Genomic DNA, 15,368 nt, shown 5'->3' with positions numbered 1-15,368 from the left:
TTAACGACCTGATCTATAAGAATTTTTTCGACTTTAAGCTGTCAAAGACAGGAGAACTTCGGGTCACGCTCCGTACACTTCACTGTATCGCAGAATTCAATTTCAAGCAATCTTTTTCGAAGCAACCCTTGCGGCAAGATTAGGCAAATTTACAAAGAGCGCGCTTTTCCTCGGACTGTTGGGCATCATCGCCGGTCCCCTCCGCTTATTTTGCTTGTGCTACGTATTTACCCTTATTGACAGTTACTTCTGTTCGTGCACGGATAAGCATTCCCTTTGGCACGCATCAAGCAGTTTTTGGCATTTTTTTCATTGTGACACACAAAAATAATCCCCCGGACCCTCCTCCCCGAAGGGAGGGGATCCGGGGGATCCGGGTGTGCCGCCCCTCGCGGGGCGGCACGTTGCCGAAGGAAGGAACGTCACTCGGCCACCGGGTTGGGCGCGACCGTGATCTGGGCCTCGGCTGCCGCGGGGATCGTGGCAGCGGGCTTGATCACTTCCTCGATGTCCTCGATCACATCGGCCTCGATCGGGTCGTCGACCACGTCCTGGAACGAGAAGTGACCGAGCATGCCGAAGGAGATCTCATCGGCCGCGAGACCGGCGTAGACGCGGGCGTCGAGGTAGCGCGCGAGCGCGGACGACCCCGTGAGCACCCAGGTGCGGGCGGCCGTCGTGTCGATGCCGCTCACGGTCTGCTTCGAGGACGTGATCACGTAGGTCGAGTCCGCCGTGACACCCGCCGCGGTGATCGCGCCCGAGGCGTTGTAGAGCACCGCGTCGCCGCCCGAGTAGACAGCGCCGACCGTGATCGAACCGGGCTTCGAGCTGTCGGTCGAGGTGCGGTAGATGTCAACCCACTGCGTGCCGACGACGTTGCCGGTGGCGATCGAGCCCTTGTTCGTCAGGATCGTGACGCTCTCGCCGTCGACGCGCTTGAGCGCGACCGAGGTCGTGTCCGCCTTGTCGTAAAGACCGGTCGAGATCTCGACCGAGCCCGCAGCGTGGAGCCAGCCCGCCGTGACGGTGGAGCCGTGCAGCGACACGTTGCCGAGCACCTGCAGTTCCTCGTCGGACGTGCCGTCGGCCTCGACGAACGAGATCGCGCTGTTGACGCCGTTGACGACGAGGTCGCCGAAGACGTTGCCGGAGTTCTCGGCGTTCACGGTGATCGTCGTCTTCGAGTCATCGACGCCGATGCGGATGTCGCCGTCCGCGTCCACGTTGATGTGCTCGATGTAGTTGGCGCCGTAGGCCTCGCCGTCCGCGTTATAGCGCGTGGTGCTCGCCAGCGAGACGTTGTTCGCGGTGATGTTCACCCTGGCCGCGGAGACGCCCGTGTCCTCGACGATGTTCGTCTGGATCACGTCGCCCTGGGCGGCGGAGAGCGTCACCTCGGAGAGCTTCACCTGCGCGAGCGGCGATTCGTCGCCCGTCGTCTCGCCCGCGACGGTGTCGACGACAAGCGCGGCGATGCGCACGCCGTCCTTCATCGTGACGTTCCCCGAGGTCGAGGCGACCTCGGCCGAGGCGCTCTTCTGTCCGCTGATGACGGCGGAACCCGAGAGCGTGACGTCGTTCGCGGCCGTGAGGCTCACGCTCGTGTCGTTCTCGAGACCCGAGAAGATGAGCGTGCCGCCTGAGACCGTGAGCGCGCCGCCTGCGTTCATCGCGATCTTTCCGCCCGAGTAGATGAAGGAGGTGCCCGACGTGGCGATGTCGCCCGTCGTTCTGATCGTGAGCCCGTCAGAGGCCGCGAGGTACGATTCGCCGCCGAGGTCGGCCGAGGCGGCCTTCACCGAGAAAGTCCCGCCCGAGAGCAGCTGTCCGGTGCCCTCCATGACGTAGGCTCCGTTCGAGACCGTCGTCGTGAAGTCCTTCGAACTCGCGATCACGGCGCCGTCGAGGATCGTGACGCCCGAGACCGCGGAGAGCTTGACCGTGCTGGCGGCGCTCATCTTGCCGGAGAGCGCAAGACCGCCCGCGGCGGTGAGGGCCACGTCGTTCGTGATCTCCGTGGCCTCGTCGCCGAAGTCAACCGTCATCGTGGCGGTCGAGTCAGTGCTCTGCAGGCGCAGATTCCTGAGGGCCTCCGTGTTGCCCGAGGAGCCCGTCGCGGTGCCGTTGATGGCAAGCTCCGTGCTGCCGACGCGCAGCACCGTCGAGGTGTCGTCGGTGCCGATCGAGGCCGCGGTGATCGAGACGCCCTTGGCGGCCTTGACCTCGCCGGCGGGTTCGCCGGTGCTGGCGTTGGCCGCGCGCGAGACAACCGACATCTGACCGGCGTCGATGTTGGCCGACCCGGAGGTGGAGTTCACCGTGTAGAGCGTCAGCGTTCCGGTCGAGGACTTGTCCGCGGTCGCGACCCAGATGTCGCCCGTCGCCGTGGCGGCGAGCCACGTGTCGGTCGACTGGTCAAGGAGCGAGGTCCTGAGCGTGACGAGGATCTGCGCGTCCTCGGCGCCGATGCCGCCCGTGCCGCCGTCAAGCGTGACGGTGTTTCCGATGACGGTGCCGTACACGGCGTCCGAGTAGGTCGAGACCGACGGGGCGTACGCGTAGAGTCCGCGGTCGCCGATCAGCCTCAGCTTGGAGCCGGCGTTGGCGGACTTCACCGTGAGGAGCTCGTTCTTCACGCTCTGCAGATAGATGCTGCCGAGTGCCGTGAGGTCGACGTAGCCCTCGGTCTGGCTCGTGCTCACCGTGACGGCGCGCTTCAGGCTGAGCGTGAACGTGCCGTCATCGTTCCAGACGAGGTCGCCCACGCCCGCTCGCGCGAGCTTCGCGAAGAGTTCGCGCCCCTCCTTGGTCGAGTAGGTGAGCTCGGAGGTGTTGTAGGTCACGGAATCAAGCGAGTCGCCGATCGAGCCCTGGACCGCGAGCGTCACCGTCCTGCCGGTGATGTCGGCCTTGGACGAGGTCGAGCCGCCCGCGCCGTCAAGGATCGACTGCGAGATCGCGTAGAGGAGCGAGTACTCGGAGAAGCCGTAGTACTCGGCGTTCGCAGCCTCGTAGAGCTTGGTGCCGGCGGTGGCGGTCTGAGCCGCGATGTAGGCGTCGGCCGTCTCATAGCCCGAGAACTTCGCCTTCAGGGTCTCGCACTCGGCCTTCACGTCGTCCGAGAGCGCTTCGTAGCTCTCCGCGGAAAGCTCGCTGTACGCCTCGTAGCGCGCGAATTCCTGCCTGATGGCCGCCTCGAGGGCACCGATGACATCCGCCTTCTGAGCCGCGGCGGCCTGGGAGCCGTCCGTGTCGCCATCGATGATGATGCCGGCGGTCTTCCAGGACTCGATGCGGTCGTCCGTGTTGATCGCGTCCTCCTTGTCGGCGGTGTAGGCCTGCACGAGGCTGCCGCTCACGACGATATTCACGTCGCCGCCCGCGGTGATCGTACCGACGCTGAGATCGGTCTCGCTCGTGAGATCAATGTCGCCCGCGGCGGAGACGCTCACGTACTTGCGGTTGGTCTTGTCGCGGATCCAGGCGGTCGTGCCCTCCTGCGAGATCGTGGCCGTCACGGAGCCCGAGGCACTCGAAAGGTCGAAGATCGTCGAGGCGGCGTTCGTCAGCTTGAGGTCGCCGTTGGTCTTGAGCGACAGCGTGTTCATCGCGCTGTGGCTGCCCCAGCTCGAGCCGTAGAAGGCGCCGGTCACGTCAAGCGTCACGCCGTCGGCGAGACCCGTCGCGTCCACGTAGACGCTGTTGCCCGCGTGCACCCAGAGCGTGAGGTTCTCAACGCCCGAGCTGCCGTAGAGCTTGATCGCGTTCGAGCCCGTGCCGACGTAGCCCTTCGTCGCCGAGGACGAGAGCACGATGTTCGAGGCGCCCGAGATGCCGGCCGTCTCGGAGCCCGAGGTGATGCCGACGTAGCGCTGACTCGAACTGCTCGCGATGGCGTTGAGGTACACCTCACCGCCATCGGTCGTGAGCAGCCCGCCGAGCGAGAGGTTTCCGCCCGTGACCTTGACGTCGATCTTGCCGTTCGCGGTCGAGGTGCCGATCGTGATCTCGTTGTCGGCCTTCACCGCATAGGTGGCAGTCGTCGTGGTGCTCGTCACCGTCGTCTTCTGATAGTAGTCGTAGCCGCTGAAATGGATGCCCTGGCTGTACTCGGTCCAGGAGTAATCGGTCGTTTTCGTGAGGCCCTCGTCCACCGTCTCCGTCTCGCCGAGCACGAGGAACTTGTTGTCGCCCCAGTCGATGCCCGAGAGCACGCCGAGCGTCGCTCCGGTCGCAGGACTTTCCTTGCGCGTCGTCGTCTCGTTGTCCCACCAGGAGTCGATCGTCCAGGCGCCCTCGTACATGCCGAAGAGCGAGAACCAGCGCTTCGTGCGCTCGACATGGGTTTTCACCGTGCCCCAGGTCCTCGACCACCAGTAGGCGAGCCCCTCGAGCGGCTGGTAGGCGGTGTAGCCCTCGACGGTCGCTTCGTTCACTCTCTGGCCGTCCACGAGGTCCCAGGTCGTGGTGACCCCGTCCATGTACTGCGTGACCTTTGCCGAGCGCGTTGAGTCCGCGTAGGCCGTGTCGGTGATCAGGATCGAGCCGCCCGTCTTGGTGCCCGTCGTGATGTTTCCGAGCGAGACGTTGTAGCCCGTGACGTTGATCGTCACGTCGGCGACGCCGTCGCTCGCGACGATCGTTCCGCCGCCCGTGTTGGCGATGCGGCCCGTGAGGTAGACGTGGCCCGCCGTGGGCGTAATGTCCTCGATGACGAGCTGGCTGGTGGCCGGGTTGTACCAGATGGCCGGCACCCAGGAGAGCACGCCGTCCGCCTCGACGTAGGTGGCCGACTGGACGAGGTAGTCGTCCGAGTAGACGTTGAAGGACTTCGGCGACCCGCTTGCCTGCCACGCAGCCTTGATGGCGTCGATGCGTTCGGTGACCTCCGTGTTGTTCGGGTCAATGTTGATCACGAAGGAGTTGAAGCCCGAGCGGATGGTGCCGTTCACATTGATCATGTCGGCCGAGATGATGACGTCGCCGCCGGCGATCACGCCGCCGCCGCCCGACTTCGTTTCCGTGCTCGACGAGGTCTCTTCGGCCCAGAGATCCTCGACCTTGCTCTGGCCCACCGTGTAGATGCCGCTCACGTATGACTGCGTGACCGAGCCGGTCTCGGAGGCGAGCGTGATCGAGCCCGAGGCGTAGACGCGCACGCTCGTCGGGATGTAGATGTCGCCGAGGCTCTGCACCGAGAGGCTGCCCACGTTGTTGTAGACAGTGCCGGTGATGTTGATGCCGCTCGTGACCGGGATCGTCGTGCGCGTCCCGTCCGCGGCGGTGGCATAGACGGTCTTGCCGCCAGCGAAGACGGAGCGGATCGTGACCTTGGCCGCGCTGTCCGAGGGCGAGGAGTTCACCGTGCCCTTGAAGTTTCCGAGGCTCGTCACGGACGTCCCGTTCCAGGTGACCGAGCCGCCCTGGCTCTGGATGCCGAGATTGGAGACCTCAAGCACCGCGTTGGATGTGTTCGTGATGTTGAGATGGTCGGCGGCCTTGGCCGTGATGGTTCCGGTGCCCTCGACGCTGTCCGACGAGATCTTCACCGAGCCGCCGGCGAGGTTGAGGTCCGAGACCTTGATGGTCTGCACAGTGCTCGACTTCTCGATGCGCGAGAGGTTGCCCGAGGCGTCGCGCGAGGCGTAGCCGTCGGCCACCATCTGCTCCTCAAGGAGCTTGAGTTCGGTCTGGTAGGCGAGCTGCGCCGTCGAGCCGTTCGCAGTCTCGGCGATGAGCGTGAGGAGCTGCTCGTAGCGCGTCCAGTACTCGTTCGTGAGCGATGTCGTGCCCTGGACGACCGTGCCCTCAGTGCTGCCCTCGCCCCAGGACCACGAGATCTCACCGGTCGGGGTAAGGACGTTGCCGTAGGCGTCGGTGTACGTGTAGCCGGAGCCCACGTCGCTGCCCACGTAGAAACCGCTGATCGTCAGATCGGCGCTCGTCGTGCGTCCGGCCTGCAGCAGCCCCGTGACGGTGACACGGCTGTCGTCCGTGAAGCCCGAGGCGGTCGTGCCGAAGGCGGTGCCGGCGATCCTCACCGTGCCCGCGTTCTGCGAGGTCCAGCGGTAGGACTTGCTCACCTCCTCGAAGTCGGTGACCGAGGTCTTCGCATGAACCGTGATGTCCGAGCTCGAGATCACGTCACCGGCGACATTGACCGTGTCGGTGAGATTGAAGGTGTCTTTGAGCTCCAGCCCGAGGGAGTTGACGAGCGACCAGCAGTAAGCCTGCGCGTAGGCATAGACCTTGAGCGAGGAGAGCGTGCCCTCCCCGTTCTTGCCTGCGTAGAGCCCGACCGTGCCGTAGGAGTCGATCTTCGCGCCCTTCTCAAGCGAGACGGCGTTCCTGCGGTTCACGCTGAGCGTGAGCAATGAGGTCGAACCGCCCGAGAGACCGTACTGCTGCGCGATGTTCTCTGCGTGCAGATCCGTTGCGTCAGAGGCAGCGAGAATCACCGATCCGGTGGTCGAGGTGGCGCTGAGCTCGGCGCCGCTCTTCACCGTCACGAGATTGTCCTGGTTGATTGTATGGGTGCCCGTGACGTTCACCATCGTCATGACGAGGCCGCCGTCGACGCCCTTGCCGCGCACGTCATAGGTGTAGGCCGAGCTTGCGTCAAGCACGAGACTCGCGCCGGAGGTGAGCTTCGCGCTCCCCACCTCGACCGCCGACGAGCGGTTCGAGGTCGTCGTGATGCCGTTGACGGTGAGTCCGCCGAGACCGAAGAGGTAGCTCTTGAGCATGAGGCCCGACGTGAAGGTGTCGTCCGAATAGGGCGAGAGCGAGATCGTCGTGTCGGCGAGCAGATACTGGTCGCCCGTGGTGCTGATCACCGTGCCGTCGGCGACCGAGACCTTCGAGGCACCCGTCATCGTGGCGGTGATGCGCGAGCCCGAGCCGCCCACGGCGTCAATCTTGAAGTTTTCCGCGGCGAGCGTGAGCGTCTCCTCGACGAGGGCCGCGATCGACGCGTCGCCCGACACGGCCCACTCGCCCTTCACGTTCACGAAGGCGTTCGAGGTGTCGGTGTAGGTGATCGACGCGCCCGGCGCGGTCTCGATGATCTGGAAGAAGCCCGCGGAGTTCGCGCGCAGGGCGACGTTCGCCTGGCTGAACGCCGCCGCGGTGAGCCCGGCGAGCGTGGTTCCGGAGACGCCGGAGAGATTGAGCGTCGTCGTGACGCCGTGCTCAATGTTCGCCCCGTTGACGCCGATCGCGAGCACGGAAACGTAAGTCCTCGCGATGGCCTCGCTGTTGTAGATCGTGTACCCGCTCGCAAGCGCCGAGAGCTCGGTGCCGGTGACGTTTCCGTCCGCGTCCGTGACGGGCTCGAGGAAGGTGTTCCCGGAGACGTCCGTGGTCGCCGACGTGGTGTTGCGCACCGTGGCCGAGTTCGTGGTCTGGTTGGCGATGCCGCCGTCATAGGCGGAGACGGCGGCCGAGAGGTTCATGGCGCTCCCTGTCGCGTCCCCCTCAAGGCCCGCGGCCGCGAGGACGCTGACCTGCGAGGCGTTGAGCTTGTTGCCGGTGAGGGTCGCATGAACCGTGCCCGCGCTCCCGACCGTGGACTTAGCGACGCCCACCCAGAGACCGCCGCCGCCCTTGCCCGAGGCATAGGCCGAGAGATTCGCCTGATTGATCGCCATGAGCGAGACGTTCGAGCCGGTCACGGTGCTGTCGGCGAGCGTGACAAGAAGATTGTCGCCGTCCGAGCTCTTCGCGTCCGTGACGTAGGCCGCGGCGCCCACGCCCGAGATGCCGGCGCCGCCGTTGTTGTAGGCCTTGGCGTAGAGCGTCTGCGACCGGCTCGCGGCAGCAATGAGACTGCCCGTGAGATTGAGCCCGCTCATCGAGATGCGGGTGTGCGAGGCGTCCGTGATCTCCGAGACGGCCGCGCCGAGCGCGGCGACCGTGAGCGACCACTTCTGCGTCTTCACGGTCACATTCGTTTCGTCAAGCGCCGTGATGCCGAGAGTGCCTTCTCCTGCGCCGACGGTCGCCGTGAGGCCGGTGATCGTCACGTCCGCGCCGCCCGAGAGCTTCACCGAGCTTGCGGCTCCCGAGATACTGAGACCCGAGAGCTCGGCCTGTTCGAGATCAAGCACATGCGTGCCGCCGATCAGCGCCCCGATCGTCGCGGCATAGCCCGTGCCGGTCGCATTGAGCGTCGAGTTCGTCATCGTCACCGAGGCCGCGTGGCGGATGGAGAGCGAATTGGTGAGACCGGCGACGCTCGCGAGGCTGATCGAGCCGACGCCGAGGGTCGGCTTGAAGCCCGCGCCCTCTGCGGTGTCTTCGGACGCCCTGATGTTGACCGCAGCGCCCGTGAGCTTCGAGTCCGACACAACGACGCGCGTGCCGGAGCCCGCGCCGCCGTCGGAGGAGACCGCGCTCTTCTTGACTGCGCCAGCGAGAGAGGTGAGTTCGTCAGCGGTGAACTGGCTCGCCGTCTCGGTGCCTTTGGAGGAATTGGAGGCGAAGCTCGTCAGCGTCGAGTCGGAGCCGTACTTGCTGAGATAGCCCGAGACGGTGCTGTCGATCGTCGAGAGCTTCTGGTCGAGCGTGTTCTCACCGGTATCCATCGAGTCCTTCTTCGCCGTCTCGATGCCGTAGGGATCGTCCTCGCGGCCGATGACGGTCGAGATGACGTTGACCGCAATCGAGGCGACTCCGACCGCGGCGCCGATCGAGGAGAAATCCGTCATGCGGTTCTGCGCGGTCGTGATCGCGAGCGTTCCGCCCGCGGTGAGCTCGGACCCGTTCGTCACGCTCGTGAGCGAGCTGCCGTGGAAGCGGTTGCTGATCACCGAGACGCCGATGTCGGCGATGCCGATGGTGACCTGGGTGTTGTTGCCCGTGTACGAGGAGTCGTTCTCGCTCGAGAGCGTGAGGTTCCCCGAGGTGGTGAGCTTCGAAGAGTCAACGGCGGTGGTCGCCGAACCCTCGACCGTGTTCACCTGCACGGAGGTGTTGATGCCGCCCAAGAGCGCGGCGGAGACATCGACGTTTGTGGTGCTGTAGACATTCTCGGCCTTCGACGAGATCGAGGCCTCGTTGGCCGTGAGCGTCGAGCCAGAGAAGGTCGAGAGGGTCTCGTTGCCGGCGTAGTTGACGCCGACGTTGATGATGGCCGAGCCGACGAGGCTCGCGGCCACGTTGACCGAGATCTGGCTCGTGCGACCGATGTAGCCGGAGCTCTGCGTGAACTGGCCCGCGCTGATCGTCGCGCCGTTCGCCACGCTCGCGAGCGTGCCGGAGAGACGACGCGTGACATTGACGCCGATCGTGCCCGCACCGAGGGCCGCGCCGCCCACCTGGATGGTGAGGTTACCGAAGCCTTCCTTGCCCTCGGCCTCGATCTCCACGTCGCCCGTGGTCGTGATCGAGCCGCCCGAGACCGAGGCCTGCGAGGCGTGCTCGGTCGTGATGACGTTCACGTCGACAACGGCGCTCGCGATGAGCGCGACTGACCCGGCGACGAGCATCGTGTTGACGTTCGTGTAGTTGCCCGACGTGACGGCGACGTTCTTCGTCCCGGCATTGATGGCCGAGCCGCTCATGAGCGCGGTGGTCGACCCGCCCTCGTAGGTGATGTTCCCGCCGCCGACGGCCGAGCCGAAGCCCGAGCCGGAGCCGAGGCCCACCATCGTTTTGTAGGTCTGCGTGGAACTGGCGTTCACGCGCAGGCCGGAGACCGACTCGCCCGCTGATCTCTGCTTGCCGAGGTCCTCCTCGAGGAAGTTGTCGGTCGCGGTGCTCGTGATCTTGTCGTCCTCGATGCCGCCCGTGGCGGTGAGGGTGCTCGAGCCGGTGCCCAGGGTGATCGCAGAGTCCTGGATCTCGGCGAGCGTCGCGCCCTTCACCTCGGTGACGGTCACCGAGAGCGCTCCCGCGCCCATGCTGCCGCCAGAGCCCGAGATGTCGTAGGTGCCGATGACGGAGTCGCGCACGGATTCGACGAGGGCCGCGGAAGCGACCGTCGCCGTGAGCTTCGAGACCTGCGAGGTGACGTTCGTGGTGATCAGGTTGATGGCCGCGGCGCCCGCGCCGGCGCCGGTCCCGGCGCCTGCGGCCGCGATGCCGATCGACTCGATGTCGCTCGCGTCCCTGGCGCGCACGAGAAGCGTGTCGGCGGCGAGCGTCTTGTTCTCGGCGCCCGCGAGCGCGGCGGTCGTCCCGCCAGTGATGCGGTTCACCGAGAGTCCGATCGTGCCTGCGGCGACCCCGGCGGCGGCGCCTGCGATGTTGAGGTTGCCGATCACGGAATTCTTGACGGCCGTGACCGAGAGGCCATTGCTGACGGTTCCCGAGACACCCGTGAGGGTGGCCGAGACCGTGCGCTTCACCTCGTTCGTGCCGACGGCGCCCGAGAGGCCCGCCGTGCCGCCTCCGCCCGCGCCGAGCGTGAGATTGTGGATCTTGTCGGTCGCGTCCGCGGCGGCCGAGAATTCGTCGACGTCACTGAGCGTCAGGCCGTCAACGTTGATGATCGTGCCGGCGAAGTCGACTTCATTGCCGCCCGAGTCCCACTTGCGGCCGCTCGACGTGTAGGCGACCGCGCCGCCCACGCCGGCGGTGCCGATGGAGATCGAGACGGAGCCCGAGAGCGTCCAGATCGAGGAGGCGTCGGTGGCCGAGAGGGCCGCAGAGCCCCAGCCCGTGAGCGCGATGTTCTTGCCCGAGATGAGGGTGCGGTTGGCGACGCGGTTCACCGCGACCGAGCCCGTGAGCGCGACGCCCGAGGACCCGGCGCCCACGATGGAGACGCCCCAGACGGAGGAGTCGTTGGCCGCGTCAATTTCGAGCTTGGCGTTCTCCGCCGTGGTGACGAGCGTGGCGCCATCCTCCTTCGTTCCGTCCTCGGTGCGGCCGAGGTACACCGCGGCCGTGCCGTCGGTGTTCATGACGAGGATCGAGGCGCCTCCGGCGAACGTGCCCACGGAGAAGCCGAGGTCGCCCGTGACGTTGACCGTCGTCGCGGAGTTCTTCGCCGCGATGGAGGCGGCTCCCGCGAGCGTGGCCGTGAAGTCGTTGGCCTCGACAACCGCGTTCTGCGTCACGTTCGAGACGAGGACCGAGCCCGCGAGGTTGAACTCGCCCGCGCCGCCCGCGACGCCGGCTGTGACGGCGACGCTGACGATGTCGTTCCTCGCCTGCGCGGCGAGCGTGCCCGCCTTCACAATGTCAGTGCCCGTGAGCGATGTCTTGAAATTGTTGTTTGTCGTGACGACGATGATGCCCGCGCCGCCGTTCGAGCCGCTGCCCGCGGCGACGGAGAGGGCGACCGAGGTCTGCACCATGTTCTTGCCGCTGACGAGGTCGGCAACCTTTTGCTCGGTGTACTCCTGCGAGGAGTTGGTCGAGCCGTAGGTCGTGCTCTGGAAATTCTGGAGCTTCAGAGACCCGTCCTGATAGTACGACTCGTTGCCGAGAGCCTGCTCGACGGTCTTGTCAGTAGTTCCGTTCTTCTCGAGGAACTCGGTCTCGGCAGCCGCGGTCGTGTTTTCGAACGGCGTGTAGCCCGGGTCGTCAAGCTCGAAGTCCGAGATGTCCGTGTCGCTGTAGGACGTCGTCTCTTCCGTGGTCGTCTCGTCCGAGTCCGCGAGCAGCATCAGCGTCTGCTTCTTGAGATCGGGCTTCTTCATGGAGTCCTTTTTCTCGGTGAGCAAAAGTGTCTGCTCGTCCGAACTCGCCGTGCGCGACTCGACCGTCACCTTCGCGGAATCCGTGAGCGAGAGAGAGGAGTTCGTGATGCCTGCATTCACGGTGTTCGTGAGCGTGGTCACGAGAATCGAGCCGTTGCCCGCGGCCGCGGTGGCGCCGGTCGCAATCTGGACGCCGACAGCCGTGTTGATCTGAGTGACGTTGATGTAGGCCTTCGTATTGAGATTGCCGGCCTTGGTGAAAGTGGCACGGTCAAGGAGCGAGGTGACGGTGTTGTCGATGTCTGCCACCGACACCGTGAGCCCGCGGCGACGCTCGTCGCGGCGCTGCCCACGGAGATGCCGATGCCGGTCCCGCCCGTGACCTGCGTATCGCCCGTCCAGACTGTCTGGCCGAAGGTCCAGCCGGACTCGGACTCGTCGTCCGTGACATTCGTCACTTCCCCGGTGTTCTTCGACGAGAAAGTGTTCACCGAGACGGAGATGTCGGCCGCGACCGACGTCGTGGTACCGGTCGTCGAGACCGCCATGCCGAGGCCTTCCGCGACGACCGTGCCGTCCGAGTAGATGTCCGCGCTCAAGCTGTTCGAGAGGTCGAGCGCAACGTTGGCGAGCTTCCAGGTGTTCGTAATGTCAGTTGCATTGACCGCGAGCGCGCCGCCAACGGCGACCGAGGTCCGCTGCGTGGCGCCCGAGCCCGCCATCGAGAGGCCCGCGGCTCCCGCCCAGGCGCCGATCCACTTGTCCGATATCGCGTTGACGTCAAGGTCGCGCGCCTCGATCGTGTACTTCGTCGATTCAAGGGGATTGACCGTCACGGCGTTCGTGACCGAGCCGGAGTTCCAGGCAAAGCTTCCCGCGCCGGAGATCTGAACCCCCGTGGAACCCTCATCAAGGCTGTCCTTGATAATCGCGCCGTCCTTGTTGTCCTGGGAGAGGTTGCCCATGTTCTGGCCGTCGCCGCTGTTCTGCGCGGCGGCCTTCTTGAGCTTCGTCTCCTTGCTTTCGAGGACCGAACCGATCGTCTGGCCGATGGACTTGACTTTGTCCTCGGCTTGCTTCTTCAGCCACGAGTTGAAGTAGGAGCCGATGCCGTTGTTGGTCGTGGCCTGGAATCTCTGTGCCCAGGTGCCTTCGCTCGCGCCCGAGGAGGACGCGTAGGCGCCCGCGACGCCCACCGCGTTGATCGCGGTGTCGCTCACGGCACGCAGCAGGAGCGTGCCGTCAAGGTAATCGCGGGATTCCTTTCCGAGGATTCGCGTGGCATGCAGGCCGACGTAGTCGCCCGACTTCTCGTACTTGCTCTCGTCGCCGTCGTTGTCCTCGATCGTCACGAGGTTCTTGAGCGTCACGACGTTCACCGCGCCGCCCACGCCGACGGCCGTGCCGCCCGAGCCCGAGTACGCGCCGGCGATCGTCTGGATGCTGTCGGTCCTGATCGCCGAGACGGCGATGTTGTAGGCGCGGAGAAGCGCCTCGTCGTCAATCATCACCTGATTGTTCGAGTCGATGATGACGACGCCCACCATGCCGTTGAAGACCGTGGCCGAATCACCGCCGCTCGAGGATCCGCCCGCGACGATCGAGAGCGCCTTCACGCCGTCGGTGGCGTTGATTTCAATATTGCCGCTCTGGAACTCTTTCCACCAGGTCGTGTCCTCCCAGCCGGCGCGGATTTCAGCCCCCTCCTTCACCGTGATCACGTTGTCGGTCGAGAGGTTGTGAACGAGGACCGAGGCACCAGCGCCGTCGCCCGTCGACCCCCAGGAAACAAACGGAATCTCGGAGGCGGTCAGGCGCCCGGCGGCCGCGTCGCTCGTGAGGTTCGTCGTGCTCGTGATCGAGACACCGCCGCCGCCGGTGATTGCGGCCCCCTTGCCGATCGTGATGGTGCTCTTGACGCCCTTGCCGATGTAGGCGATGCTGCCCGCGATGTCCAGTTCGCTCTGAGCGCCCGTGGCGTAGGGCGAGACGGTCGAGGCGCGCACGACAGTGTTGAAGTAGGACGAGTACGTTGCGTAGGCCTTGGCCGCGTCATAGAGATCGGCGACCGCCGAGAGCGTTGCGATACTCGAGAGGCTGCCGACCACTGCGTCATAGAGCCCGGCGGTGAGCTGGTAGGGAACCGCCATCACGGCCTCGATGCCCGAGAGGTTCAGGTTGGTGATCGACTGTTCGTCAAGCGTCTTCAAGGCTTCGTCGAGCTTCGTGGCCCAGCTGTCCCAGGTACCCGCGACGTTCATTGTTTTGAGCCCGGACCACATCTTCTGGAGGGTCTCGTACATCGTCTGGAGGCGGTTCCAGTCAATGCGCGCATCACTCGAGAGCGTCACCGTGCCGTAGCGCGACCAGAGCTCCGCCCCGTCGCCGATCGTGAGCTTGGAGCTCACCGTCTCGCCGTCGCCCGATGCGGTGCCGAGCGGACCGCCGGCGGTCTGAACGAGCAGTGCAACCGAGGAGAGCGTGCCCGTGCCTTCCCCGGTCTTGGACTGCGCCTGAGCGACCGCGGTGGATTCGAAGTGATGATCATGGAGGACCGAGCTCGACTCGATCGTGACGCCGTTGAGAGCGCGAAGCTTGACGTTGTCGCCGATCGTCAGAGAGGAGGTCTGCTCGCCCACGATCACCGCCGCGGAGATCGCGCCGCGGAAATCCTCCTGCGGGCTGAGGGCCGAGCCGCCGGCCACATTGAAGATGTTCGAGAGGACCGACTTCGTGACCTCGCCCATGAACGTGCCCCAGAGGGCGTCAAGAACCTTCGGGTCGGAGGTAGACACCTCGGCGGTGACGTTGTAGCCCGAGGTGTAGTTGGTCGAATGAACGTCGATCTTCCCCGTGACATCGTAATACCGGGGATCGAGGCTGCCGCCTGTCCAGTAGGTCTCGCCCGTGACGCCGGAATTGAGGGTGACGTTCGCGCTCGTGTTGACATCGGTCCAGTTGAGCATGATCGCACCCTCGACCGTGGAATTCTCGCCCACGGAGGCCGAGGCCTTCGTGGTGATCGAGTTGCTCTGCTCAGCGGCGGCCGAGAAAGTGCCGCTCGTGGAATTCATCTTGAGCGTCACGCCCTCGGCGACGACCAGATCGGCCGAGGCGTCCATGTTGTTCCAGACGAGACCGAGGACATAGTCGTTGGCGGTCTTGCCCTTGGCGGTGTTCTTCACCGAGAGGCTCGAGGAGAGCTTTCCCTTGGCGAGAAGCGTCATGTTCCCGTCGCTCTCGAGCGTTGAGCCGCTCTCGATGTTGACTTTCGCATAGGAGTCGGCGACGCCCACGACCACGGCGGTCTGTGGAATCAGCTTGGCCTGCGTCGAGCCGTCGAGGCCGAAGGTCTTCGTCTTGGCGCCGATCTTCATGCTCGTGTCGACATAGGCCTTGACAGTGAGATTACCGCCCGACCTGAGCGTGGCGCCCGACTTCACGTTCACCGTGCCGTAGGTGTCGAGATTGACGCCTGCGCCCTTGAGGCTGATGCCCGTTCCGAGGTACGCGGCCCAGTCGAGAATCGTGTCGAGCACCCTCTCGACGCCCTGGAGCGATGAGACTTTGTTGTAGGCATTCGCGGTGACGGAGACGTCCTTCTCGCTCGTCACCGTGGCGTTCTCGTTCACGTTCACCGTGGCGATGATGTTCGCGTACATGCTCTGGTGGGAGGAACTGTAGTCCGTCTCGCCCTTGACATAGTCGCCGTTGATC

General features: G+C 65.3%; 1 protein-coding gene. It reads right to left on the bottom strand.

Annotated features, from left to right (window positions below):
• Nucleotides 1-422: 422 nt before the first annotated feature.
• Nucleotides 423-11,960 carry a hypothetical protein gene (locus Q4F91_RS09840; RefSeq protein WP_303337235.1) on the bottom strand — a complete coding sequence of 3,846 codons (11,538 nt, stop codon included), beginning with the start codon at nucleotides 11,958-11,960 and terminating at the stop codon, nucleotides 423-425.
• Between the last annotated feature and the right edge of the window lie 3,408 nt (nucleotides 11,961-15,368).

This window comes from Sutterella sp. (genome assembly GCF_030539355.1).
In the GTDB taxonomy this organism is placed as follows: Bacteria; Pseudomonadota; Gammaproteobacteria; order Burkholderiales; family Burkholderiaceae_F; genus Sutterella.
Note: the sequence above shows the minus strand (reverse complement) of the source record. Positions and strands in the feature narration are given on the sequence as shown.